This window comes from Actinomyces oris (genome assembly GCF_001553935.1).
Classification (GTDB): domain Bacteria; phylum Actinomycetota; class Actinomycetes; order Actinomycetales; family Actinomycetaceae; genus Actinomyces; species Actinomyces oris_A.
This window is the reverse complement of sequence record NZ_CP014232.1, coordinates 1,732,615-1,756,199: the sequence shown is the minus strand read 5'-3', so window position 1 is coordinate 1,756,199 and position 23,585 is coordinate 1,732,615. Positions and strand designations below refer to the sequence as shown.

The window sequence follows — 23,585 nt, the reverse complement described above, 5'->3', positions numbered from 1 at the left end:
GCGCGCGGTGGTGGGCAGGATCGGTGGACTGGATCGGTGGACAGTGCGATGGGTGGACTCGGGGCGAGGGACGTCAGAAGACCGCGGTGCGCTCGGGGTAGTAGCAGGCGACGTCGTGGTCCTCACCCTGGGAGCGGAACTCCGGCATGGCTCCCAGGCAGGCCGAGCGCTCGTCGTCGGTGAGTCCTGAGGCGAACTTCGGGCAGCGGGTGCGGAAGCGGCAACCCGACGGCGGGTTGGCGGGGCTGGGCATGTCGCCCTCCAGGACGATGCGGCTGCGGCCGCGCTCCTTGGCCGGGTCCGGGATGGGGATCGCCGAGAGCAGGGCCTGGGTGTAGGGGTGGGCCGGGGCCTCGAAGATGGTGTCGACGTCGCCGATCTCCACGATCCGCCCCAGGTACATGACGGCGACGCGGTCGGCGATGTGGCGCACCACTGACAGGTCGTGGGCCACGAAGAGGTAGCTGAGCCCCATGGTGGCGCGCAGCTCGTCAAGCAGGTTGATGACGCCGGCCTGGATGGACACGTCCAGGGCGGAGACCGGCTCGTCGAGGACCAGGAGGCTGGGTTCGAGGGCCAGGGCGCGGGCGATGCCGATGCGCTGGCGCTGCCCGCCGGAGAAGTTGCGCGGGTAGCGGTTGGCGTGGCTGGGCTCGAGCCCGACGAGCCCCATGAGCTCCTCGATGCGCGGCCCGATGTCCGCCTTCTTCCAGCCGTTGGCCCGCAGTGGCTCGGCGATGATGTCGAAGATCGGCAGGCGCGGGTCCAGGGAGGCCATGGGGTCCTGGAAGACGATCTGCAGGTCGCGGCGCACCTGGCGACGCTGGGCCCGCCCCAGGTCGGCCGTGTCCTTGCCCAGGACCACGATCGTGCCCTCCTGGGGCGCCTGGAGGGAGAGGACCTCCATGAGGGTGGTGGTCTTGCCGCATCCGGACTCGCCGACCAGGGCCAGGGTCTCGCCCCGGCGGACGTCGAAGGAGACGCCGTCGACGGCGTGGACGGTGCCCACGCGTCTTTTGAAGACGGCGCCCTTCATGAGGGGGAACTCCTTGACGAGGTCGGTGACGCGCAGGACCTCGGGGCGCTCGGCGTGCGGCAGGCTCATGGTCTCGGGAGTCTTGAGAGCCGGGACGGGGTAGATGTGGGAGTAGTCGAGCTGGTCCCGCTCGATCTCGTCGCGGCGGTGGCAGGCCGAGTACTGGGCGCCGGAGCCGGCCTCCTGGCCGTCGGTCCCCTCGCGCTCCACGAGGGTGAGCTCCGGCTCCTCCTGGGCGCACTCGGCCTGGGCCATGGGGCAGCGGGGGATGAAGGGGCACCCTCGGGGCAGCTCGAGCAGGGAGGGCGGGTTGCCCTCCAGGGTGGCCAGGGCCGAGTCCTTGCGCGCGTCCAGACGGGGCAGGGAGCCGAGCAGGCCGATCGTGTAGGGCATGCGCGAGCGGTAGAAGATGTCATCGACGTCGCCGGTCTCCACGATGCGCCCGGCGTACATGACGGCCACCCGGTCGGCCATGCCGGCCACGACCCCCAGGTCGTGGGTAATCATGATGACGCCGGCACCGGTCTCCTTCTGGGCGGTGCGCAGCACGTCAAGGATCTGGGCCTGGATGGTGACGTCGAGGGCCGTGGTGGGCTCGTCGGCGATGATGAGATCGGGGTCGTTGGCGATAGCGATGGCGATGACGGCCCGCTGGCGCATACCGCCGGAGAACTCGTGGGGGTAGGCCTTGGCACGCACCTGCGGGTTGGGGATGCCCACCAGGTCGAGCAGCTCGACGGCGCGCTTGTGGGCGTCCGCCTCGCTCATGCCGGGCTGGTGGATCCGCAGGGCCTCGACGATCTGGGCGCCCACCGTGTACACGGGGGTCAGGGCGCTGAGCGGGTCCTGGAAGACCATGGCGACCTGGGAACCGCGGATGCGGGACATGTAGCCGTCGGGCCGCCCCAGCAGCTCGGTGCCGTGGAGGCGCACCGACCCGGTGACCTCGGCGGAGTCGTCGAGCAGTCCCATGACCGCCGTCGAGGTGACGGACTTGCCCGAACCGGACTCGCCGACCAGGGCCAGCACCTCACCGCGGGCGACGGACAGATTGACTCCGCGCACGGCGTTGACGCGCCCGTCCTCGGAGGGGAAGGAGACCTTCAGGTCGGAGACCTCCAGCAGCGGGGCGGTGCTGGTGGGGTCCGGCAGCGCGTCGTCGCCTCTGCGGGCATCGACGGCGGGCACGGCCGCGGCACTCTTCGTGGCCTCGGCGGACGTGCGGGTGCTGCTCGTGGGGCTCATGCCTTGCCTCCTGACTTGGACGAGGGATCGATGGCATCGCGCAGACCGTCACCCATGACGTTGACGCACAGGAGCATGAGGACGAGCACGGCGGCCGGGGCCAGGAAGATCCAGGGGTAGGTGGTCGCGGAGCGCTGCCCCTCGGCAATGAGGGTGCCCAGGGAGGTGTTGGGCGGCTGGACCCCGAAGCCGAAGTAGGACAGCGTCGTCTCGCTGATGACGGCGTAGGCCACGTTGATGGTGGCGTCCACGATGAGCAGGGAGGCGATATTGGGCAGGATGTGCCGGGCGATGATGACGGGACTGGGCACGTTCATGAAGCGGGCGGCATTGACGTACTCCAGGTTCTTCACGCTCAGGGTCAGGGAGCGCACCACGCGGGCCGTGAGCATCCAGCCGAAGCCGGCCAGGAGGATGATGAACAGCACGATGGAGCCCTTGGCGGCTCCGGCCCGCTGGGAGAGGATCGCGATGATGAGGAAGGAGGGCACCACCAGGAGCAGGTCGGTGGCCCACAGGGCGATCTTCTCCCACCAGCCGCCGAAGTAGGCAGCCGAGGACCCGATGACGGCGGCGATGCCCGTCTGGAGCAGGGCGACGAAGACGCCGATCATCATGGACTTGCGGGTGCCCTCCACGACCATCGCGTAGACGTCGCGGCCGCCCTGGGTGGTGCCGAACCAGTGATCGGCACTGGGGGCCTGCAGGAAGGCGGAGGAGTCGACGTCGGTGAAGGTCCAGTGGGTCGCGGTGCCACCTAGGAGCGCGAAGAGCACCATGAGCAGGAAGCCGATCGCTCCGACGACGGCCCCCTTGTTGCGCCAGAAGCGCCGGGTGATGATCTGCCTGCGGGTCAGACGCCGGGAGTCCCTGGGGGTCTCCTTGGTGATGTCGCCCAGGTCCTCGGGGCTCAGTGGGGCCTCCCCGCCCTGCTCGACGGGGGTGTAGCCACCCACCGTCATCTGCTTGCCGATGGAGGCCATACCGTTGGGTTCAGCATTGCGCGCCATGGGTCAGCTCACCCTCACTCTCGGGTCGACGATCGCCACGAAGACATCGGACAGGAGCGCACCGGTGAGGGTGCACAGCCCGGAGAAGGCGACCACGGCCGTCACCCCGTTGATGTCCATACCGGCGATCGCACTGATGGAGTACTCGCCCATGCCGTGCCAGCCGTAGACCCGCTCGGTGATGGCGGCACCGGTGAACAGGGTGGCCAGGGCGAAGGCGAAGTAGGTGGCCATGGGGATGAGCGCGGTGCGCAGCGCGTGGCGGGTCAGCGCCTTGCGCTTGATGAGGCCCTTGGCGCGGGCGGTGCGCACGTAGTCGGCGCCCAGGGTGTCGAGCATGAGGTTGCGCTGGAAGCGGGAGTAGGAGGCGATACCGCCCAGCGACATCGACAGGGTGGGAAGCAGCAGGTGCTGGAGGCGACCGAGGGCGCCCTCCCCCTCACCGGTGAACTCGAAGATCTGGAAGCCGGAGCTGCGGTTGATCTGGACGGCCAGGACCTGCAGGAGGATCGCGATGACCATGGCGGGGGTGGAGATGATAATCATGGAGATCAGGGAGATCGCGCGGTCGGAGAAGCGGTACTGGCGCGTGGCGGTCCAGGCCCCCAGGGCCACTCCCCCGACCATGCCGATGGCTGCACCCAGGATGACCAGCCGCACCGAGACGAAGATCTTGGTGCCGATGAGGGTGTTGATGAGCTCGCCCTTGGGGGTGCGCCCCCAGTCCCAGTGGAAGAGCACGTTGCGCAGCCAGGTGACGTAGCGGTCCCACACGGGCAGGTCGTGGCTGATGTTGTACTTCACGAGGTTGGCGTGAATGGCGTCCCAGTTGAGGGAGGGGTCCTGACGGTTCCACAGGGCTGAGGGGTCCAGGGAGGCCGAGGCCAGCAGGTACGCCAACGACGTGGCGATGAACAGCAGGACCGCGTAGTTCGCGATCCGGCGCGCCAGGTACGGGAGCATGCGTTCTCCTCCTTGGGACAACCCACCGATGCTTGGATCACCGGCCCGCAGCACGAGCACCTGACAGCCTTGGAGGTGACACCGTGTACGAACAAATGAATGAGGTCACAATACCTGTCGAGTGAAACGCAATGGATACATTTCCAGCATTCAAAAACCGCTCACCTGGTTAAAAAGGGGAAATGAAACGCGGCGGCGGATTGATGTCCACCGCCGCGTCGTCAGACGTCTATCCTCAGCTCTCGGACCTCGAGGGAGCCTCATCGCCGTAGAGGTCGATGCCGGCTCCGGGGACGGCCCGGATGAGCTCGCGGGTGTAGTCCTGGCTCGGGTTCGCGAAGAGCTCGTCGGCCGCCCCGGACTCCACGATGCGCCCGTGCTCCATGACGACGACGTCGTCAGCGATCTGGCGCACGACGGCCAGGTCGTGGGTGATGAACAGGTAGGTCAGCTCCAGCTCGGACTGCAGGTCGGACAGCAGGCGCAGGATCTGGGCCTGGACCAACACGTCCAGGGCGGAGACCGCCTCGTCGAGGACGACGATCTGCGGCTTGAGGGCCAGGGCGCGGGCGATGGCGACGCGCTGGCGCTGACCGCCGGAGAGCTCGTGGGGGTAGCGGCGCATGACCGAGCGCGGCAGGGAGACCATGTCGAGCAGCTCGGCGACGCGCGCCTCGCGCTCCTTGGCCGTGCCGATCCCGTGGACCCGCAGCGGCTCCTCGACGACGCGGAAGATCGAGTACATCGGGTCCAGGGAGCCGTAGGGGTTCTGGAAGACCGGCTGCATGATGCGCCGCAGGGCGAAGAGCTCCTTGGGCCCCAGGGTGGACAGGTCCACCCCGTCGTGGAACACCTTGCCGGAGGTGGGGTCGATGAGGTTCAGGATGATGTTGGCGACCGTGGACTTGCCCGAGCCGGACTCGCCCACGAGCGCCGTCGTCGTGCCCTTGCGGATACCGAAGCTGACGTCGTCGACGGCGGTGAGGGTCTTGTCCTTGCCCTTGGCGCCGCGCACCTCGAAGACCTTGGTGAGGTGCTCCACGCGCAGGATCTCCTCGGTGGCGCTCGATCCCAGGCTGGCGCCCAGGAGCTCGTCGTCGGTGACCTGGATGCCGCGGGCGTGGGCGGACTCGATGCGCCGGGAGGCCAGGGAGGGGGCGGCCTTGACCAGGCGCTGGGTGTAGGGGTGACGGGGATCCTGGAGCACCTCGAGGCTGGGGCCGGACTCGACGACCCGGCCGCGGTGCATGACGACGATGTGCTCGGCCCTCTCGGCGGCCAGCCCCAGGTCGTGGGTGATGAAGAGCATCGCGGTGCCCAGCTCGCGCACGAGGGTCTGGAGGTGGTCGAGGATACGTCGCTGGACGGTGACGTCCAGGGCGCTGGTGGGCTCATCGGCGATGAGCAGGTCGGGGCGGGCAGCCAGGCCGATGGCGATGAGGGCGCGCTGGCGCATGCCGCCGGAGAACTCGTGAGGGTACTGCTTGGCCCGCCGGGAGGCCTCGGGCAGGCCGGCCTGCTCCAGCAGGAGGGCCACCTGCTCGTCGACGTCGATGCGCCCGCCGGCCGAGGGGGCCGCCTTCTGGGCGCGGTCGGCGTGCCCAGTGCGCCCCGCGTGCCCGGCATGTTCGGCCATGAGGTGGGCGAGGCGGTCGTCGGCGACGCCGGCCAGGCCGTTGGCCCGCAGCGCCTCCTTGACCTGGAAGCCGATGGACCACACCGGGTTGAGGTTGGACATGGGGTCCTGGGGCACCAGGCCGATGGAGGAGCCGCGCAGGGCGGTGAGCTCCTGGGTGCCCAGGTGGGTGATGTCGCGGCCCTGGAAGCGGATCGTGCCGCCGGTGACCCGGCCGGTTCCGGGCAGCAGCCCGATGACGGCGTGGGCCAGGGTGGACTTGCCCGAGCCCGACTCCCCCACGATGGCGACCGACTGGCCGGGGTAGAGGGTCAGGTTCGCCTTGCGCACGGCCGGGACGAGCCCGGTCGAGGAGCGGAAGGCGACCTCCAGGTCACGGATCTCCAGGAGGGGGTCGCTCTCGGCCTTCCAGGAGGACGCGGGGGCGAAGGTCTTGTCGGAGGCGCCTGAGGCGGTGGCGGTAGATGCGTTGGAGGGTGTCACTTGCGGGCCTTCGGGTCCAGGGCGTCGCGGACGACGTCGCCGAGCATGATGAAGCCGAGCACGGTCAGGGCCAGTGCGCCGGAGGGGAAGAGCAGGACGCTGGGGTGGCTGTTGAGGGCGTCCTTGGCGGCCGCGATGTCCGCACCCCAGGAGACGACCGAGGAAGGCAGCCCGATGCCCAGGAAGCTCAAGGTAGCTTCCGAGACGATGAAGACGCCGAGCTCGACGGTGGCGGTCACGATGATGGGGGCGGCCGCGTTGGGCATGACGTGGCGCAGCAGCATGGCCATGCGTCCCGAGCCCAGCGCCCGTGAGGCGGTCACGTAGTCCTCGTTCTTGACGCTCATGACCGAGCCTCGCGTGATGCGGGCGATCTGGGGCCAGCCGAACAGGGCCAGGACCAGGATGACGGTGAGGATCGAGCGGTCGTTGCGGAACATCTGCATGACGACGATGGCCGCCAGGACGAAGGGCACGGCGAAGAAGATGTCGGTGACGCGCGAGAGTAGCGCGTCGAAGAACCCGCCGAAGAATCCGGCCAGGGCCCCGACGGCCGAGCCCACGAGGACCACGACGAGGGTGGTGAAGATGCCCACGCTCACCGAGGCCCGGGCGCCGTGGACGGTGCGGGCGAAGATGTCGCAGCCCTGGATGTCGAATCCGAAGGGATGGCCCCAGGAGGGCCCCTGGTAGGAGTTGACCAGCGTGCAGTAGCCGGGGTCGCGCGGGGCGATGAGCCCGGGGACCAGGGAGAAGGCCACGGCCACGGCGATGAGCACCGAGGCCGCCCAGAAGATGGGCCGACGGCGCAGCTGCCTCCAGGCGTCGACCCAGACGGAGGCCGGGGCGGACTCGTCGGCGACGGCGTCGACGGCGCCCAGGCCGATCTCGTCGTCGGCGATGACGAAGCGCTCCTGGCCCGGGCGGGTAGTGGGGGACGTGGTGTTCTCAGGCATAGCGGATCCTCGGGTCCAGGGCGGCGTAGAGCAGGTCCACCAGGAGGTTGGAGATGATGAAGACGAGCACGAGCACGGTGGTGAAGGACACGACCATGGGGCCGTCGCCGCGGATGATGGCGGAGTAGAGGGTGCCTCCCACTCCCTTGATGTTGAAGATGCCCTCGGTGACGATGGCGCCTCCCATGAGGGCCCCTAGGTCCGCACCCAGGAAGGTGACGACGGGGACCAGGGAGTTGCGCAGGACGTGGACGATCATGACGCGGGCCCCGCTCAGGCCCTTGGCCCGGGCGGTGCGCACGTGGTCGGCGGTGAGGTTCTCGGCCACCTCGGTACGGGTCAGGCGCAGCACGTAGGCGAAGGAGACGGCGCCCAGCACCATGGCGGGCATGAGGAGCTCGGTGAAGCCGGGGCTCTCGCCGGCGGTCACGGGCAGCCATCCCAGGCGGACCCCGACGATGAACTGCAGGACGAAGCCGATGACGAAGGTGGGCACGGCGATGACCACCAGGGAGAGCACCAGGACGGTGGCGTCGAACCAGCCGCCCTTCCTCACCCCGGCGATGAGGCCGAAGCCGATGCCCGCGATGGCCTCGAAGGCCAGGGCCATGAGGGAGAGCTTGATGGTGATCGGGTAGGCCCGCACCAGCACGTCGAGGATGGACTCGGTCCCCCGCAGCGACTGGCCCAGGTCCAGGGTGAACAGTCCCTTGAGGTAGAGCAGGTACTGGACGATGAAGGGCTTGTCGAGGTGGTAGCTGGCCTTGATCTGGTCGATCACCTCGGGGCTGAGCGAGCGCTGGCCCCCGAGCGCGGCGATCGGGTCGCCCGGCAGGGCGAAGACCATCGCGTAGATGAGCAGCGTGGCACCGAAGAACACCGGGACCATCTGCAGCAGCCTGCGTGCGACGTAGCGAAGCATGTCTCCTTCTTCCTCCCTCAGAACGTGGAGATGGCCTCGGCCCGCGCCCACAGGCGTCTGGCCTCGTCCGGGTCGTAAGTGAGGACCTCATTGCCCGGGACATCCGGCGTCCAGCCCACAACGGTGGGAGCGGTGAAGTCCTTGGCGGGCGTGCGGGTGCCGTAATAGAGCTTGTCGCAGATGAGCTTGCGGTCGATGGCCCGGCAGATGGCGGCACGGCGGGCGCGTCCCTCCTCGTCCATCTTCCAGTGCTCGTGGGTGACGTCGATGGCGAGTCCCTGGAAGTATGCGGCTGGCTTGTTGATGGCACGCTCGCCCAGCTGCTTCTGGAAGATGGGCAGGAAGGAGTCGGGGACTCCGTCGGCGATGTCGATGGCGTCGGCCAGCAGGTCGTTGTAGACCGAGTCGTAGCTCGTGTACAGCTTGAAGGTGACGCCCTTGTTCGCCACGGTGCGCCCGCCGGCGTAGGCGGGGTTGGGCTCCAGGACCATCCGGCTGTCGTGGTCCCAGGAGACGAGCCGGTAGGGGCCGTTGCCCACGGGCTTGTTGCCGTAGGCCTTGATGTCCTTGAAGGCGGAGTCCGGCATCGGATAGTAGGCGTAGTGCCCCAGGCTGATCTTGAAGTCCGACGCCGGGGCGTTCAGCTCGACTGTGAAGGTGAGGTCATCCACCTTGGTCAACCCGGTCAGCTCGGAGTCCTCGTCGTAGGAGAAGCCCTTGATCCGCTCGAAGAAGGAGGAGCCGAGCTGGGCGTTGGACAGCAGGGCGCCGAACTTCCAAGCCTTGATGAAGGAGTCGGCGGTCACCGGACTGCCGTCGGAGAAGGTCCAGCCCGGTTTGAGAGTGATCGTGTAGTGCTGGTTGTCCGTGGTCTCAATGGAAGAGGCCACCTCGTTGATGACGTTACCGTCCTTGTCGTAGCGGATCAGACCGGCATAGATCAGGTCGAGGACCCGCCCACCACCGAACTCGTTGGTGTTGGTGGGCAGCAGCGAGTTCTGGGGCTCGGTGTTGTTGGCCAGGATGACGCCGCCGTTGGCGCTGGAGCGGGCCTCCTCGTAGACCGGGGTGGCGATCCAGTTGAAGTCGACGTTGGAGGCGTTGCGGGAGTATCCGCCGATCCCGTTCTGGTACCACAGCGGGATGCCGGGCAGGTCGGCGAAGAGCTGGGACTGGGCCTGGCGGAAGTAGCCGTAGGCGGTCTGGGGATCGGTGGCGGCCGCCGCCTTATCGAGCAGGTCGTCGAAGGTCTTCGAGGAGTACTGGGAGTCGTTGGCGCTGGCGCCGGTCTGGAAGGTGGCGTTGAGGAAGTTCTCCAGCGAGGGGTAGTCGGCCAACCATCCGGAACGGAAGGCGCCCAGGAGGGTGTGCTTGGTGATGGCCGAGCGCATCTCGGAGAACTGGGCCACCGGCAGGGGCTCCATGGTGATGCCCAGGACGTTGGACACCGAGTGGCACACGGCCTCGGCCCAGGTCTTGTGGGGGCCGTCGGAGTTGTAGGCCAGGGTCAGCTTGCCGCTGCCGCTACCCAGCCCGCCTCCTTCCGAACCCGATCCGCGCGAGCATCCTGAGACCAGGAGCAGGCCGAAGGCGGCCGCGCCGAGCCCGAAGCCACGGCGCGACACTGTCAGGGCGTTGTTCATGCGACCTCCATGGGGCATGGAACCGACGGGGATTCGTCACTGGATCAGAGGGTTTCCGGCACGCTGAGGGGCTCAGGCGCCGCCCATAGGCGGGCATATTACGCCCGCCATGGAAACAGGGCCGACACGTGGAACGCGCGTCAAACCGTGAGAGACTGGCGTATTCAGGCGGTCCAGGCCTGGGCGAGCAGCTCATAGGAGCGGCGCCGCAGGGCCGGGTCGTGGGCGTAGGTGACCACGAGGATCTCGTCGAGGTCCCACCGGGCGGCCTGCTCACGCAGGCGGGCGGCGACGTCGTCGGCCGTGCCCACGAAGGACAGGGACATGGCCGCCTCGACGGCCCCCTCCCGGCCGGGCGCGTAGGCGCGCCAGGCCTCGGGGTCCTGGCTGGGCGGGTCCAGCGGCCCGGGCCGGTTGCCGACAATGCGGGCAGCGGCGGCCATGGCGGTGCTGAACAGCAGGCGGGCCTCCTCCTGGCTGGGGGCCACCATGACGTTGACGGCGGCCGCGACCCGGGGGACATCCGGTGCGTACTGAGGGCCGGGAGCGTCTTCGGTACGGGACTCCAGGACGGAGCGGTAGGTGGCGATCGCCGCCTCGGCCTGGACCGGGGCGAAGTGCGAGGCTACGGCGAAGGGAAGTCCGAGCCGGCCGGCCACGCGGGCGCCGTTGACCGAGGAGCCGAGCACCCACACGGTCGGGTGGGTGCCCTCCCCGGGGATGGCCCGCACGCGGGGGCCGCCGGGCTCAGGGGCGTGGAGGGCGTCGTCGGGATTGCCGGGGGAGCCCAGGAGGAGGGAGCCGGGGACCCGTTCCGGCACGGGCTCGTCACCGAGGTAGGCGAGGATCTCCAGGATCTCCTCGGCGAAACGACCCGGTTCGGAGGCCCGCCGGCGCAGTGCAGCGGCCGTGCGCCGGTCGGTGCCCGGGGCCCGACCCAGTCCCAGATCAACCCGGCCGGGGTAGAGGGTGGCCAGGGTTCCGATCTGCTCGGCGACGACGAGCGGGGCGTGGTTGGGCAGCATGATCCCGCCGGAGGCGACACCCAGACGCTCGGTGGCGGCCAGGACCTGCCCCATGAGGACGATGGTCGCCGAGGACAGGTAGGTGGTGGAGCCGTGGTGCTCGGCCAACCAGTAGCGCTCATAGCCGGCGGCATCGGCGGCTCGAGCCAGGGCGATCATGTCGGTAAGAGCGTCGGTGCGGCTGCATCCGGCGCTGACGGGGACCATGTCCATGACGGACAGGACGGGTACGGCCCGCCTTTCGGGCTGACTCATACGGGCACTCTAACCCCCTCCGACCACCCCGAAGCGGGCCCTCAGGCCCGTGTGCCCCGCCGAGCGCAGAGCCCGGCGGGGCACAGGGAGGGTCGGATTCACGCAGTCAGGGTGATCAGCCAAGGCGGCTGCGCGCGGGGAGCAGGCCGGTGGCGACCACGGACTTGAGGATGTCTCCCGCGATGAAGGGCACCAGGCCCAGGCTCAGGGCAGTGCTCCAGCTGGCGCCGGTGGCGACCTTCAGCCAGATGAGGCCCGGGACGTAGACCGAGGCCGAGGCCAGCAGCATGAGGGCGACGCCGGTGGCGACCCGGGAGGTTGCGGAGCCGGAGTGGCGCGACCACACGGTGGCGGCGCGTCCAGCGATGGCGGCGATGAGGGTGTAGCCGATGACGTAACCGAAGGTCACGACGGTGCCCCCGGTCCAACCGGCCAGGACCGGAGCCCCAACAGCGGCCAGGGCGCCGAGGAGCATCGCGGACAGGGCGCCACGGCGCGAGCCGAGCACGGCTCCGACGCCAAGGGCTGCGAAGGTGCCCATGGAGATCGGCACCGGAGTGAAGGGCAGGGGGATCACGATCTGGCCGATGAGGGTCAGGGCGAGCGTTCCCGCCAGGACCAGGCCGGCCTCGCGAACGCGGGCGAGCGCGGGACTGTGGGCGAGGCTGCCGGCGGTTGACGTGGAGGAGAGTTTGGTGACCATGACTCCACCCTACGGGGATCGCAGAGTTGACGAACGACCGGTTCCTACCGAAGAGCCACCGCGCAACTTGTAGGTTTCCTACAAGAATTACCCGGGTATCCGCCTGAGACTCCGTGATTACCCGTCGGTTCTCACAGTTCAGGCAGGTGTCCGTCGATCCAGGTGAGGATGTCGCCGGTGACCTGGTCCCGATTGGTCTCGTTGAGCAGCTCGTGGCGCCCGCCCGGATAGAGGATGACGCAGACCTCCCGCACGCCGGCGCGGCGGTAGAGGGTGGCGGAGCGCTGGACGCCCCGCCCCATGGCGCCGACCGGATCCCGGTCACCGGAGGCCAGGAGCATGGGCAGCTGCGCGGGCACGGCCGCGGCGTGGGCGGCCGTATTGACGGCCCTTCCTCCGGCAACGAGGTCGCGGAAGAAGCTCGCGGTGCACACGAATCCGCACCAGGGGTCGGCGACGTAGCGGTCGACCTCGTGAACGTCCCGGCTGATCCAGTCGGCCTCGGTGCGGTTGGGGGCGAAGTGGCGCTGGTAGGGGCCGAAGGCGAGCGCGTTGAGCAGCCGAGAGGGGTGGCGCGGGCCGCGCAGCCGGGACTCCCCGGCACAGACCGCGGCGGCGGGACGGGTCAGCGCACCAGTTCCTGAGCCGGTCCCCAGCAGGATGAGGCCGGCCAGCTCACCGCCGCGGCGCGCGGCCAGGTCGCGGGCCAGGAAGGAGCCCCAGGAGTGGCCCATGAGGAAGACCGGAACATCGGGCCAGGCCCGCCGGGCCGCGTCCAGCACGGTGCCCATGTCGGCCACGACCCTCTCCCAGCCGCCCTTCTCGGCGACGAAGCCGAAGCCGCCCGGGGCGGCGGTGGCCCCGTGGCCGCGGTGGTCGCCGGCCAGGACCGCATAGCCCTCCTCCACAGCGGAGGCGGCGAAGCGGGCGTAGCGCGAGGCGTGCTCGGCCATGCCGTGGGCGATGACGATGATGCCCCGGGGGCGGGCGGCGCCGGGTACCTGTGGGCGCGTCGCAGCCGAGGTGGGTGCTGGGGAGTCGGCCTCGGGGGCGTCGGCCACCAGGAGGGAGCCGTCGATGAGCCACTCGGGGAGCCAGATGTGCACGACCAGACGCGTTCCGTCGTCGGCTGTGAGCCGAGTAAGGCTGGTCTGCATCAAGTCCTCCTCAGGCAGCGTCGTCAATCGACGTCAATGGGGCGTCGGTCGGGCTCGGGTCGGCATCGGTCATCATTGATCGTGTCGACGGCTGACGGTCGGCAGTGACGTCGGGTCCGCGGGCGGGGTCCGAGATCTCCCGTCACCCCAGGACGAATCCTAGTTGTCCGACGTCGAGCCGGCAGCGTTACCGTCGAGGTGATTCTCAGATGCCCCGACGGGCACATGGCGGAACTGCCACAGACGGCCACTGATGACTGACTGCACCGGAGCATCGCCTACATTCCTGATGGTTTCATGAGTCCCTGTCCCCCGTATCCCGACAGCTCTCCCCACTCACCCCGCCCGCCCGGCTCCGCCCCAGCACCTGGGCTACGGTGGTCGCCATGGCCGCCCACTCCTTCACCCTCGTTCCCGCCGCCTACGTCTACCTTCTGCGTCCCGCTCCGGGCACCGTGGAACGGGACGCCGGAGCGGCGAGCACGGCGACCCAGGTGCTCCTCCAGCTGCGGCAGAACACCGGCTACATGGACGGGCACTGGGCCTGCGGCGCCTCGGGGCACGTCGAGGCCGCCGAGAGCGTCCTGGAGGCGGCTCTGCGCGAGACCGACGAGGAGCTGGGAATCGACGTCGAGGTGAAGGACCTCGACGCGCTGACGGCGATGCACCGCACCAATGACCTGGGCGGCGCGGCCCTGGAGCAGCGCATCGACCTGTTCTTCACGCTGCGGACCTGGGCGGGCACGCCAAGCGTGCGCGAGCCGGCCAAGAACGGGGGCCTGCGCTGGTTCTCACTGACCGACCTGCCCGAGGCGGTCCCGCCGCACGAGCGCCACGTCCTGGACCTGCTGGCCGCCTCCCTCGACGGCGGGAAGCCGGTGCCCCCGATCATCACCTTCGGCTTCGATGAGGGCCAGGACATCGCCCGCTACGGCGTCGCCCTGCCGCACTGAGCTCAGCTCGCCAGAAAGGCCTCGATGGCGGGCAGCTCGCGGCGGGCCTGGGCCAGACCGGCCTCGAAGGCGGTGATGATGCGGTCGTAGCGCAGCTCGCCGTTGGCGATGGGCATGCGCTCGGGCCGGAAGAGGTAGACGCGCCCCCGGCTGCGCAGGCGCTCCAGCTCCTCAACGGTGCGGTTGTAGTTCTCGGAGCGGTCGATGACGGCCTGGACCAGGGCCGGGTAGCGGGGGTAGAGCCGCTGGAGAATCTCGATCTCGTGGCGTCGCATGGGCGGCTTGCGGTAGCCCTCGGGGCGGGTCATGACCACGAGCTGCTTGTCGTACCCGTCGGCGCGGGCGGCGTCGATGGCGAAGCCGCCGGTGGGTCCGACGGCGCCGTCCACGTAGGGGGCGCCGTCGACCTCGACCATGGGCATGAGCACCGGCATCGACGACGACGCCCGGGCCCGCACCAGCAGGTCGCCCATGGTGGGCATGTCCTCCAGGCCCCAGTAGACCTCCTCACCGGTGTCGCAGCGGAAGGCGCCCAGACGCACCGTGGTGGGTGAGGCGGCGAAGGTCTCCCAGTCGAAGGGGATGGACTCGTCGGGCGCGGAGGTGTGCAGGTAGATGTGCTCGGAGTTGAAGTAGCCCTTGCCGGTCACGAAGCTGCCCCAGCCGCCGGCCTGGGGGTCGGTGGTCAGCCCCAGGTAGGCCTCACGGGTGCGCCAGGTGTCCCGGGAGACGAAGTTGCAGGTGTTGGTGCAGCCCGCCGAGATGCCCCCGACCCAGGGGAAGGAGAGCCCAGCCTCCAGCATGACGCGCACGAGGCCGGCCGTGTAGGCCCCACGCATGCCGCCGCTCTCGAAGACGAGGGCGACGTCGTCGGGTCCGTGGGTGATGGGAGCGGGCCGGTGACGAGGGTCGGTGACGGGGACGGGACGCGAGATCACGCCCGGGAGCCTATGGCGTCCATGGGGGTCGTCGCACGGGTGATTCCCGCCCCATGTCGGCCGAGCGGTCGGGAGAGTAGCGTGAGGCCATGAGCACCTCGAGCGCGCTGCGCATTCTTGAGCCCATGACCATGCGCGGGCTGACTGCCCGCAACCGCCTGTGGCTGCCGCCGATGTGCATGTACTCGGTCGAGGCGCAGGACGGCGTGGTCACCGACTGGCACGTGACCCACTACGCCAGCCGTGCGGTGGGCGGCTTCGGCACGGTCATCGTGGAGGCCACGGCGGTCACCCCCGAGGGGCGCCTGTCCCCCAACGACCTGGGGCTGTGGTCGGATGAGCAGGTCGCCGGCCAGCGCCGCCTGGTGGAGGCGATCCACGCCGGCGGGGCCCTGGCCGGTATCCAGATCGGGCACGGCGGACGCAAGTCGGGGACCCCTCCGTGGCGCCCCAAGGTGGAGGGTGCGCGCAGCGGCACCCTGGAGGGCTGGGAGCTGCTGGCCCCCAGCGCGATCCCCTTCCCCCAGCACGCGGTTCCCACCGAGCTGGACGAGGCCGGGATCGGCAGACTCGTGGAGGCCTTCGCGGCGGCCGCGCGGCGCGCCGTCGAGGCCGGCTACGACGTCGTCGAGATCCACGGAGCCCACGGCTACCTCATCCACGAGTTCCGCTCCGCCCTGTCCAACCAACGCACCGACTCCTACGGCGGAAGCGTGGAGAACCGGCAGCGCTTCCCGCTTGAGGTGGTGCGGGCCGTGCGCGAGGCCATCGGGTCGCAGACGGTGCTCGACATCCGCCTGTCGGCCTCGGACTGGGCCGAGGGCGGCGTCACCGGGGAGGAGACCGCCGCTTTTAGCCGCGAGCTGGTGGAAGCCGGCGTCGACGTCCTGCACATCTCCAGCGGCGGGAACGTCCCGACCGCGGTGCCGGTGGGGCCCGGCTACCAGCTGCCGCTGGCCGAGCAGGTCAAGCGGGCCGTGGCCGGCAGCGACGTCCCGGTGGTGGGCGTGGGCCTCATCGAGGAGGCGGCCCAGGCCGAGCAGGCGCTCATCTCCGGACAGGCCGACGCGATCGCCGTGGGCCGGGCCGCCCTACGCGACCCCTACCTACCGCTGCGCTGGGCGGCCGACCTGGGGGTGCGCTCTTGGGAGGAGGCCCCCTGGCCCATCCAGTACTGGCGCGGCACCTGGAGCTGAGCGGGACTCCGTCCGCCCTCCACCAGTACTATCTCCTGGGAAGTCCTCAGTCGCATGCGACGTATCCATCTCCTGGAGGTAGATCCTTGGGCAGCAGCCATTCGACGGCACCCAGTGCGCAAAGGCACCGCGGAGACGTGTACTCCTCGCAGTGCCCGTGCCGCGATCTTCTTGACGTCGTGGCCAACAAGTGGTCCGCGCTGGCCATCGGCGCACTGGCCGAGGGATCGTTGCGCTTCGGGGAGCTGCAACGCCGCCTTCAAGGAATCTCGCCGAAGGTACTGACCGCTACGCTGCGCCGGCTGGAGGACCACGGACTCGTGCATCGAGAGGTGATCCCAGAGGTTCCTCTTCACGTGGAGTACTCCCTGACGGAGGTCGGCCGGAGCGCCGTCGAACCGGTGTTCGCGCTTCGAGAATGGGCCGAGTCCCGATACGCGCATGCCCTGACTCACGCGAGGTCGACCCCGTAGGTCGCGTGTCGACGTGAAGGCGATTCCCAGGGCTATGCCCCGGGGAATCGCCACCGCGCACAGTTCGTCGGGAACGCACCTCAGCCCTCGACATCGGACTCCGAGGGTGCTGCGAGCCTACGGCGCACCCACGAGTCCCGGAGCATCCGGACGTCGTCACAGCAGACTCACGAGCACCCCACTATCTTCTTGATAGTAGAGGTCGTTGCGGGTAACCACTTTCTTCTGACTACGGTCTGTGCTCGTTGACGGTGCACTTCCGTCGAACCTGGCACAAGCCGATGAGCAAGGAGCTATCGATGCCCCCAAGCAGCCCTGACACCCAACGCACCATGACCGCTGTCGTCACTCGATCCGGAGGCTCGGTGGACATCCCGGATGTCCTGGTCGATGCCACCGTCCCCGCCCCAGCGGCTCCCACTGGCCACGACATCCTCGTGGAGGTCAAGGCACTGTCCGTCAACCCCGTTGACGTCAAAGTGCGCGCCTCCCTCAACCACGCCGGCGGTGAGGAACGCATCCTGGGATGGGATGCAGCGGGAACGGTCATCGCGGTCGGCGAGCAGACCACCCTCTTCCAGCCCGGCGATGACGTCTACTACGCCGGAGCACTGGAGCGTCCTGGCTCCTACGGACAGCTGCAGCTCGTGGACGAACGCATCGTTGGACCGAAGCCGACCTCGTTGGACTACGCAAGTGCGGCGGCGCTGCCCCTGACCTCCCTCACCGCATGGGAGGCTCTTTTCGACAAGCTCCACCTGGGTAGGGACTCCGCAGGCACGATCCTCGTGCTGGGAGCCGCAGGAGGGGTAGGTTCCATGGTGATCCAGCTGACCAAGGCCCTCACCGATGTCTCCGTCATCGCCACTGCCTCACGTGAGGAGTCCCGCGACTGGGTCCGGTCGCTGGGTGCCGACGCAGTGGTGGACCACTTCGCCGAGGACCTCGCACAGCAGGTTCTCGCCATCGCACCGGACGGCGTCGACTACGTCTTCACCCCGCAGAGCCGAGGGCGCGTGCCGCTGCTGACCACAGTGGTTCGTCCTTTCGGGGAGATCGTCGCCATCGACGACGAGCGCGACCTGGACCTGTACGCACTCAAGGACAAGGCCATCTCCTGGCACTGGGAGTTCATGTTCGCCCGCCCCAGGCACGGCTACGATCTGATCACCCAGCACCACATCCTCTCCACCATCGCCGAGCTCATCGACAGCGGAAGAATCCGTGGCACTGCGTCCCAGACGCTCACGCCTCGCAATGCTGCGCAGATACGGGCAGCTCACCGCCTCATCGAGAGCGGGCGCGCAGTGGGGAAGATCGTCGTGACCGACGCCGGCTGAGTCGACCGGATCGGGACCGAAGCGGGCCCCGATCGCCGGACGCGACGGGCTATCCGACGGCGTCGAGGTAGAGCCAGCGGCCGGCGCGGCGGGTGAAGCGGGAGCGCTCGCGCAGGGCGTCGTCCACCACTGCCCCGCGCCCGTCGCCGCTGCGGTAGGTGGCGGTGAACTCCACGATACCGGTCTCGTCGTCCACCCCGCCGTCGACGGTCTCGTGGATGGTCAGTCCCGTCCATCGGGTCCCGGGGTGGCAGTAGGGCCCCTCGGGGCGGGTGCGCGGGTGCCAGGTGCGGAAGAGGTAGTCCTCGTCGCCGACGACGAAGGCCGTGTAGCGCGAGCGCATGAGGGCCTGCGCGGTGGGCGCCGGGGCGCCGTCGTGGAACGGCTCGCAGCACTCGGCGTAGGTTGCGCCGCTGCCGCAGGGGCAGGGGTCGGCGCCGTGCACGCCGGCGGCGCGGATCGGCGAGTCCGGCCGGTCCCTGCGGCCGGCTCGCTTCCCCGCCATGCTCAGGCCCCCTGCCAGTAGGAGTGCAGGGCCTGGGCGAGCCAGGGTCCGTCCTTGACGCCGCACATCTCGCGGGCCGAGTGCATGCTCAGCAGGGGCACGCCGACATCGACCGTGGTGATGCCGAGGCGAGTGGCGGTGATGGGGCCGATGGTGGAGCCGCAGGGCACGGCGTTGTTGGAGACGAAGTCCTGGCTGGGCACGCCCGCCGCCGTGCAGGCCCGCGCCCAGATCGCGGCGCCTGCAGCGTCGGTGGCGTAGCGCTGCTGGGCGTTGATCTTGAGCAGGGGGCCATGGTTGATGAGCGGCTGGACAGCCGGGTCGTGCAGGTGGGCGTAGGCGGGGTGGACGCTGTGCCCGGCGTCGGCACTCACGCAGGTCGAGCGGGCCAGGAGAGCATCGAGGCCGTCACCGCTGACGCCCAGGGCGCGGGCCAGGCGCCGCAGGAGCGTCTCGAGGAAGGGACCGCCCGCCCCGGAGCGGGTGTCCGAGCCGACCTCCTCGTGGTCGAAGGCGACCAGGATGACGGGCTCGGCGAGTTCGGTCCCAGCGACCGCGAGCGCCTCGAGGGCGACCAGTCCGGCGTGGACGGAGGAGAGGTTGTCCAGGCGGGAGGAGGCCAGGAACTCTCCGTCGCGGCCGAAGCGGGCGGGCGCCTGGGTGGGGTAGGTCAGGACGTCGTGGCCGGCGAGCTCGGCCGGGTCGATGCCGGCGAGCTCGCACAGGTGGGTCTCGACCGCGTCGGGGGCGGCGTCGGGTTCGGCCAGTGACCACAGGGGCAGCAGGTGGGTCTGGCGGTCCAGGTGGAGGGTGTCGTTGACGCTGCGGTCCAGGTGCGGGGCGATCTGGGCCACGCGGGCGATGGGTCCGGTGCGCACGAGGTGGACGGCGCCGTCGCGGGTGGTCAGGCGTCCGGCCAGGCCCAGCTCGCGGTCGAGGAAGGAGGCGAGCAGGGGGCCGCCGTAGACCTCGGCGTTGATGAGCTGCCAGCCGGAGCGGACAAGGGCGGCGGCGGGCTTGAGCTTGAGGGCCGGGGAGTCGGTGTGGGCGCCGACGATACGCACGCCCGCCCCCGGGCTGAGCGTCTCGGGCAGCGCCCAGGCGGCGATGGCGCCGTCGCGGATGACGTAGCCGCGCCGCGGCAGGTCCTCCTGCCAGGTGACGGTCTCGTCGGCGCCGGTGAAGCCGGCTGCCTCCAGGCGGCGGGCGACCTCGGCGGCGGCGTGATAGGAGCTGGGTGAGGCGGTGACGAAGTCGATGAAGGAGTCGGTGTAGGCGTCGTCGTCGTGCAGGATCGCGGTGGCACGGGCGGGGGCGCTGGTGGGCGTGCTGGCGGCATCAGTCATGGCCCCAGTCTTCCACCGGTGCACCCCACGGCCCGACCGACCTCCCGGCCGAAACCCACCGCGAGGTAGGGCAGAATCGAGGCGTGAGCATCTCTCAGCCGGTCATCCCGCCCGCCTCGTCCACGCCCGTGCGCGCCATCCTGCTCGATGCTGACGGCGTTCTGCAGCTCATCGGCACCCCGTGGGGCGAGGCGCTGACCCGCGGCGGCGGCCCCGCCTTCGCCCAGGCCATGATCGATGGTGAGACCGACGCCCTGGCAGGTCGGGAGACCCTGACCGAGCTGCTGGAGCGGGTGGTGACGAGCCTGGGGCTGGAGCTGCGCGCATCGGATCTGTTGGAGATGTGGCACCGGGCCACACCCGACCCTGTGGCCTGGCAGCTGGTGAGGGACCTGCGCGAGGCGGGTTACACCACGGTCCTGGCCACCAATCAGCAGTGGGAGCGTCGGGCCTGGATGCGTGAGCAGCTGGGCTATGACGGCCTGTGCGACATCGACGGCTACTCCTGCACGCTGGGGGTGGCCAAACCGGATGCCGCCTACTTCCACCGGCTGCTGGAGCTGGCGGGGGTGGAGGCGGACCAGGCCCTGTTCGTCGATGACAGCGCCACCAACATCGCCGCGGCCCGCGAGGTGGGCTTGCGCACTATCCACCACCCGGCCGACGCCGGCGGCGAGCTGTTGCGCCGCGAGGTGGCCCAGGCCCTGACGCCGGCCGCCTCTGCGCCACAAGGATGAGCCGGCGGGCCACTGTTCCTCCTTTCGGAACTTGCCCAGGCGGCGCGGTCGGGGAAGACTCCCCCTGACAGGAGCGTTCACAGGGAAGGACACCTCATGGCAGGAACCGCGACGGACGACCGGGCCCCCGGGACCACCACCGCTGAAGGAGCTGCGTCCACCGTCGAGTCCTCCGCCTCCACGACCCGCCGCGCCCCGGAGGTCTTCCTGCGCCTCATCACGGCGATCCACTCCGTCCTGCCGGGCTTCGTGCGCCGTCGGCTGCCGGTGACCTTCATCGGCTACGCGATCATCAACGGCTCCGCCTTCCTCCTGGACATCACCTGCCTGTGGGTGTTCTACAACCACCTCCACTGGTTCTACCCCGTGGCGGTCACGGTCGGCTACGCCATCGCGGCCGTCTACTCCTTCCTGCTCAACCGGTGGCTGAACTTCCAGGCCCACGGGCACGTCGTCCAGCAGGGGGCGGGCTACATGGCCGGGGTCGTCAGCCAGTACGTCATCTTCATCCTGGGGCTGTCCTCGCTGCTGCACTGGTTCGGGGTCAACGCCGAGCTGGCGCGCGTCATCTCGGCCTGCTGCGAGGGCATCTACCTCTACGTGTTCATCCGGCTGTGGGTGTTCCGCGGGGTGCCGGAGCCCGAGCACGCTGATCGCTGAGGAACCTCCCTCACCAGGAGGCGCGGGTCGTCTCGGTGGGGCCGTCGAGCTCGGTGAAGCCGGCGTCGGTGACGCTGACGGGCCGGGTGGTGGTCTCCCACTGCTCCCGGCTGGGCACGACGACGCGCACCCGGTAGCCGTCGTCGGCCCATGCCTGTCTCAGGGCGGGCGGCATGGCACTGCTCTCCCAGGCCAGCTGGGCGGCGTGGCCGCACTGGGCGGCCAGCTTGCCCGAGGTCATCTCGTGCAGGGGGGTCACCTCGATCGTCACGAGGGCACCGGTGGAGGCCGACGCCGCCGTGAACGCGATCTCCTCGGCCGCGGCCGGGTCCTGGGCGACGCGCGCGGTGATCTCGGCGGGCGGCGGGGGCAGCTCGTCACCGGGTGGGAAGTGGGTGCCCTCCACCTGGGTCTTGGCCAGGGCCCCGGGCAGGGGGCGCACCGGCCCGGGGACGAAGGCGCGGGCAGCGGCCTGCCCCCAGCCGGCCGGACCGTCCTGGGTGACGGTGACGCCGTCGATGGCCTGGACCTCCTCCCAGCGCTTGCCGCGGGCCCGGCGCACGAGCTTGCGGATGCGCCCGTCGCGCCAGTAGTCGACGGCCGGGTTCCACGGCCCGCCGGGGGCGGCGGCGGGTGAGGCCAGGAGGCAGACGACGGCGCGGGCGGCCGCCTCGGCGACGTCGATCCTCCGGGGTGGGTGGACCTTGTCGTAGCGCACGGCGATCTGCATGCCCCAGGGCACGGCGTGGTCCGGGTTCCCGGACAGGGAGGGCAGGGGCTGCGACGACAAGAACGGCAAGGACGGAGATGCGGAGTGCGGCACGGGCAGGAGCCTACGGGGTCGCGATCGACGGCGTCAGGTCCCGCCGGCTCCCCACCTCCTGCAGGACTGCTGGAGCGACAGCGCCGTTCGCGGGAAGCGACCAACCACACCTTTTCCCACCAGACGACTGATACGCGAGGCGCGAAGATCCTCCTGGGGCAGGAGATGAATCCAGCGGCGAGTCGTTTAGGTTGCCGTCATGCCACCACATGTTCCATCCACCGTCCTCGGCTCTTCTGACCCGACGCCGCCGGCCGTACCGACCTCCCGTCCACGGATGTTCAATGGCGCGACCATTCACGGCTTCAAGGGCATCCGTCAGCTGCGTCACCCTGCCGAGATCCCGCTCCTGGTCGTGACCAGCCTGGCGACTGCACTGGCCTACCTGGCGTGGATCGCCCTGGTGATCTGGCTGGTGGCCGTGCCTGAACCGACCGGCCTGGGGGCTCAGGTTCGCGACTTCTTCCTCAGCGAGGCGGGCGGCGGCGCGCGGTTCCTCCTGCTGGTGCCCGTCATCCCGATCATCCTGTGGGTGGCGCGCGCGATGCTGTACGCCAAGCTTCGTGCGACCGCGGTCCAGATGAGTCCCACCCAGTTCCCGGAGGGCTATCGGATGGTGGTTGAGGCGGCCCGGCAGTTCGGTCTGCGCCGGGTTCCCGACGCCTACGTGACCATGGGCAACGGTCAGATCAACGCCTTCGCAGCCGGCCACGGCTACCGGCGCTTCGTGGTCGTCAACTCCGATCTGTTCGAGATCGGCGGCCGGGCCCGCGACCCTGAGGCGCTGCGCTTCGTGATCGGGCACGAGGTCGGGCACCTCGCCGCGGGTCACATCTCCATGCTGCGTCTGCTGTTCGTCACCCTCGGCCTCAACGTCCCGCTGGTGGGCAAAGCGCTGGTTCGGGCCCAGGAGTACACGGCGGACAACCACGGCTACTCCTACGCGCCCGAGGGGGTACCCGGGGTCGTGGGGGTGCTCTCCGGGGGCAAGTACCTGGGGGCCGAGGTCAACACCCACGCGGTGGCGGATCGCGCCACGCGGGAGAAGGGACTGTGGCTCCACGTGACCGTCTGGCGGTCCACGCACCCGGTGATCACCTGGCGCGCCCACGCCCTGCGCGACCGCAGCCGCCCGGGGCGGATCATGATCCGCCCACCGGAGTCCACGGCATGGTTCCCGCCGTCGGCTCCCAGCGGCAACGGGCGGTCCGGTTCGTGGCCGACGCCGGAGCAGATGCTGGCGGTGCTGAACTCCACCTCCTCGGCCGTGCCCAGCGAGGAGCAGTTCGGTCGCTACCCCGGCGTGACCTACGACCTCCCTCGCGATGAGCTGCGCTGGGCCTCCCCCGTTCCCGTGCCCGTTCCGGTGGCAACCGCGCCTGTCGGACAGGCGGCCTTTGGAGCGCCCCCGAACATGGCCGGTCCCGTCGGGCCGCAGCAGCCCACCCCCTACGGGTACGGCTCACCGACGGGATCTGTGAGCGGGTCCACGGGATTCTCCGACACAGCTGTCCCCGACACCTCGACTCGCCTGTGGCCAGGCGACGGGCCCGGCCAGAACTGAGGCCCGCCGGGGTCAC

21 protein-coding genes are annotated in these 23,585 nt (G+C 69.8%); 7 read left to right on the top strand and 14 right to left on the bottom strand.

Annotated features, from left to right (window positions below):
• Positions 1 to 73 precede the first annotated feature (73 nt).
• The 10 genes from AXE84_RS07140 to AXE84_RS07095 all read right to left on the bottom strand — a co-directional run bounded on the left by AXE84_RS07140 (position 74) and on the right by AXE84_RS07095 (position 13,034).
• Positions 74 to 2,281 carry an ABC transporter ATP-binding protein gene (locus AXE84_RS07140; RefSeq protein WP_060957380.1) on the bottom strand — a complete coding sequence of 736 codons (2,208 nt, stop codon included), beginning with the start codon at positions 2,279 to 2,281 and terminating at the stop codon, positions 74 to 76.
• Positions 2,278 to 3,264, bottom strand: a complete 987-nt coding sequence (locus tag AXE84_RS07135) for an ABC transporter permease (RefSeq protein ID WP_060958199.1) — start codon at positions 3,262 to 3,264, stop codon at positions 2,278 to 2,280. Before AXE84_RS07135 ends, AXE84_RS07140 begins: the two co-directional genes overlap by 4 nt.
• Positions 3,265 to 3,294: 30 nt before the next feature.
• Positions 3,295 to 4,254, bottom strand: coding sequence for an ABC transporter permease (locus tag AXE84_RS07130; protein WP_060957379.1), 960 nt, complete (start codon positions 4,252 to 4,254; stop codon positions 3,295 to 3,297).
• A gap of 235 nt (positions 4,255 to 4,489) precedes the next feature.
• Complete coding sequence (locus tag AXE84_RS07125; RefSeq protein ID WP_060957378.1) at positions 4,490 to 6,373, bottom strand: dipeptide ABC transporter ATP-binding protein; 1,884 nt, start codon at positions 6,371 to 6,373, stop codon at positions 4,490 to 4,492.
• The gene (locus tag AXE84_RS07120) at positions 6,370 to 7,329 is read right to left on the bottom strand and encodes an ABC transporter permease (RefSeq protein ID WP_060957377.1); all 960 of its coding nucleotides are present in this window, start codon (positions 7,327 to 7,329) and stop codon (positions 6,370 to 6,372) included. Before AXE84_RS07120 ends, AXE84_RS07125 begins: the two co-directional genes overlap by 4 nt.
• Positions 7,322 to 8,251 carry an ABC transporter permease gene (locus AXE84_RS07115; RefSeq protein ID WP_060957376.1) on the bottom strand — a complete coding sequence of 310 codons (930 nt, stop codon included), beginning with the start codon at positions 8,249 to 8,251 and terminating at the stop codon, positions 7,322 to 7,324. The genes AXE84_RS07120 and AXE84_RS07115 overlap by 8 nt, the downstream gene beginning before the upstream one ends.
• Positions 8,252 to 8,268: 17 nt before the next feature.
• Positions 8,269 to 9,894 (bottom strand): ABC transporter substrate-binding protein, encoded by a 1,626-nt coding sequence (locus AXE84_RS07110; protein WP_060957375.1) that lies wholly within the window; start codon positions 9,892 to 9,894, stop codon positions 8,269 to 8,271.
• A 164-nt stretch (positions 9,895 to 10,058) separates the two neighbouring features.
• Positions 10,059 to 11,174 (bottom strand): LLM class flavin-dependent oxidoreductase, encoded by a 1,116-nt coding sequence (locus AXE84_RS07105; protein ID WP_060957374.1) that lies wholly within the window; start codon positions 11,172 to 11,174, stop codon positions 10,059 to 10,061.
• 115 nt (positions 11,175 to 11,289) lie between these two features.
• Positions 11,290 to 11,877 (bottom strand): biotin transporter BioY, encoded by a 588-nt coding sequence (locus AXE84_RS07100; RefSeq protein ID WP_060957373.1) that lies wholly within the window; start codon positions 11,875 to 11,877, stop codon positions 11,290 to 11,292.
• A 131-nt stretch (positions 11,878 to 12,008) separates the two neighbouring features.
• Positions 12,009 to 13,034 carry an alpha/beta hydrolase gene (locus AXE84_RS07095; RefSeq protein WP_060957372.1) on the bottom strand — a complete coding sequence of 342 codons (1,026 nt, stop codon included), beginning with the start codon at positions 13,032 to 13,034 and terminating at the stop codon, positions 12,009 to 12,011.
• A gap of 386 nt (positions 13,035 to 13,420) precedes the next feature.
• On the opposite strand from AXE84_RS07095, the gene AXE84_RS07090 reads away from it, so the two are divergent.
• Positions 13,421 to 13,987, top strand: a complete 567-nt coding sequence (locus AXE84_RS07090) for an NUDIX domain-containing protein (RefSeq protein WP_060957371.1) — start codon at positions 13,421 to 13,423, stop codon at positions 13,985 to 13,987.
• A 2-nt stretch (positions 13,988 to 13,989) separates the two neighbouring features.
• On the opposite strand, the gene AXE84_RS07085 is transcribed toward AXE84_RS07090, so the two are convergent.
• Entirely contained in the window at positions 13,990 to 14,925 is a 936-nt protein-coding gene (locus tag AXE84_RS07085) for a patatin-like phospholipase family protein (protein ID WP_010613988.1), read from the bottom strand.
• Between the two features lie 89 nt (positions 14,926 to 15,014).
• Between AXE84_RS07085 and AXE84_RS07080 the strand changes: the two genes are divergently transcribed.
• The 3 genes from AXE84_RS07080 (at position 15,015) to AXE84_RS07070 (ending at position 17,934) form a co-directional block, all read left to right on the top strand.
• A complete protein-coding gene (locus AXE84_RS07080) occupies positions 15,015 to 16,121 on the top strand; it encodes an NADH:flavin oxidoreductase/NADH oxidase (protein ID WP_010613987.1) in 1,107 nt (368 codons plus the stop codon).
• A 137-nt stretch (positions 16,122 to 16,258) separates the two neighbouring features.
• Positions 16,259 to 16,594, top strand: a complete 336-nt coding sequence (locus AXE84_RS07075; RefSeq protein ID WP_010613986.1) for a winged helix-turn-helix transcriptional regulator — start codon at positions 16,259 to 16,261, stop codon at positions 16,592 to 16,594.
• Positions 16,595 to 16,893: 299 nt separating this feature from the next.
• Positions 16,894 to 17,934, top strand: a complete 1,041-nt coding sequence (locus tag AXE84_RS07070; protein WP_010613985.1) for a zinc-binding alcohol dehydrogenase family protein — start codon at positions 16,894 to 16,896, stop codon at positions 17,932 to 17,934.
• A gap of 49 nt (positions 17,935 to 17,983) precedes the next feature.
• Here the strand turns inward: AXE84_RS07070 and AXE84_RS07065 are convergent, their stop codons facing one another.
• Both AXE84_RS07065 and AXE84_RS07060 read right to left on the bottom strand, forming a co-directional pair.
• Positions 17,984 to 18,439 carry a YchJ family protein gene (locus AXE84_RS07065; protein WP_060957370.1) on the bottom strand — a complete coding sequence of 152 codons (456 nt, stop codon included), beginning with the start codon at positions 18,437 to 18,439 and terminating at the stop codon, positions 17,984 to 17,986.
• A gap of 2 nt (positions 18,440 to 18,441) precedes the next feature.
• On the bottom strand, positions 18,442 to 19,785 hold the full coding sequence (locus AXE84_RS07060) for a M18 family aminopeptidase (RefSeq protein WP_060957369.1): 1,344 nt from the start codon (positions 19,783 to 19,785) through the stop codon (positions 18,442 to 18,444).
• An 83-nt stretch (positions 19,786 to 19,868) separates the two neighbouring features.
• On the opposite strand from AXE84_RS07060, the gene AXE84_RS07055 reads away from it, so the two are divergent.
• Entirely contained in the window at positions 19,869 to 20,522 is a 654-nt protein-coding gene (locus tag AXE84_RS07055; protein ID WP_060957368.1) for an HAD family hydrolase, read from the top strand.
• A 96-nt stretch (positions 20,523 to 20,618) separates the two neighbouring features.
• A complete protein-coding gene (locus AXE84_RS07050; RefSeq protein WP_060957367.1) occupies positions 20,619 to 21,182 on the top strand; it encodes a GtrA family protein in 564 nt (187 codons plus the stop codon).
• Between the two features lie 10 nt (positions 21,183 to 21,192).
• Here AXE84_RS07050 and AXE84_RS07045 read toward each other — a convergent pair whose 3' ends face one another.
• Positions 21,193 to 22,005: a peptidyl-tRNA hydrolase gene (locus AXE84_RS07045; protein ID WP_420480480.1), complete on the bottom strand. Its 813-nt coding sequence runs from the start codon at positions 22,003 to 22,005 to the stop codon at positions 21,193 to 21,195.
• Between the two features lie 277 nt (positions 22,006 to 22,282).
• Between AXE84_RS07045 and AXE84_RS07040 the strand changes: the two genes are divergently transcribed.
• The gene (locus AXE84_RS07040) at positions 22,283 to 23,569 is read left to right on the top strand and encodes a M48 family metallopeptidase (RefSeq protein ID WP_060957366.1); all 1,287 of its coding nucleotides are present in this window, start codon (positions 22,283 to 22,285) and stop codon (positions 23,567 to 23,569) included.
• Positions 23,570 to 23,585 lie beyond the last annotated feature (16 nt).

Bases quoted from the DNA above. Each gene is read 5' to 3' on its own strand.
- AXE84_RS07140 (WP_060957380.1), bottom strand. From the start codon at position 2,281: ATGAGCCCCACGAGCAGCACCCGCACGTCCGCCGAGGCCACGAAGAGT.
- AXE84_RS07135 (WP_060958199.1), bottom strand. From the start codon at position 3,264: ATGGCCTCCATCGGCAAGCAGATGACGGTGGGTGGCTACACCCCCGTC.
- AXE84_RS07130 (WP_060957379.1), bottom strand. From the start codon at position 4,254: ATGCTCCCGTACCTGGCGCGCCGGATCGCGAACTACGCGGTCCTGCTG.
- AXE84_RS07120 (WP_060957377.1), bottom strand. From the start codon at position 7,329: ATGCCTGAGAACACCACGTCCCCCACTACCCGCCCGGGCCAGGAGCGC.
- AXE84_RS07115 (WP_060957376.1), bottom strand. From the start codon at position 8,251: ATGCTTCGCTACGTCGCACGCAGGCTGCTGCAGATGGTCCCGGTGTTC.
- AXE84_RS07110 (WP_060957375.1), bottom strand. From the start codon at position 9,894: ATGAACAACGCCCTGACAGTGTCGCGCCGTGGCTTCGGGCTCGGCGCG.
- AXE84_RS07105 (WP_060957374.1), bottom strand. From the start codon at position 11,174: ATGAGTCAGCCCGAAAGGCGGGCCGTACCCGTCCTGTCCGTCATGGAC.
- AXE84_RS07100 (WP_060957373.1), bottom strand. From the start codon at position 11,877: ATGGTCACCAAACTCTCCTCCACGTCAACCGCCGGCAGCCTCGCCCAC.
- AXE84_RS07095 (WP_060957372.1), bottom strand. From the start codon at position 13,034: ATGCAGACCAGCCTTACTCGGCTCACAGCCGACGACGGAACGCGTCTG.
- AXE84_RS07090 (WP_060957371.1), top strand. From the start codon at position 13,421: ATGGCCGCCCACTCCTTCACCCTCGTTCCCGCCGCCTACGTCTACCTT.
- AXE84_RS07080 (WP_010613987.1), top strand. From the start codon at position 15,015: ATGAGCACCTCGAGCGCGCTGCGCATTCTTGAGCCCATGACCATGCGC.
- AXE84_RS07070 (WP_010613985.1), top strand. From the start codon at position 16,894: ATGCCCCCAAGCAGCCCTGACACCCAACGCACCATGACCGCTGTCGTC.
- AXE84_RS07065 (WP_060957370.1), bottom strand. From the start codon at position 18,439: ATGGCGGGGAAGCGAGCCGGCCGCAGGGACCGGCCGGACTCGCCGATC.
- AXE84_RS07060 (WP_060957369.1), bottom strand. From the start codon at position 19,785: ATGACTGATGCCGCCAGCACGCCCACCAGCGCCCCCGCCCGTGCCACC.
- AXE84_RS07050 (WP_060957367.1), top strand. From the start codon at position 20,619: ATGGCAGGAACCGCGACGGACGACCGGGCCCCCGGGACCACCACCGCT.
- AXE84_RS07040 (WP_060957366.1), top strand. From the start codon at position 22,283: ATGTTCAATGGCGCGACCATTCACGGCTTCAAGGGCATCCGTCAGCTG.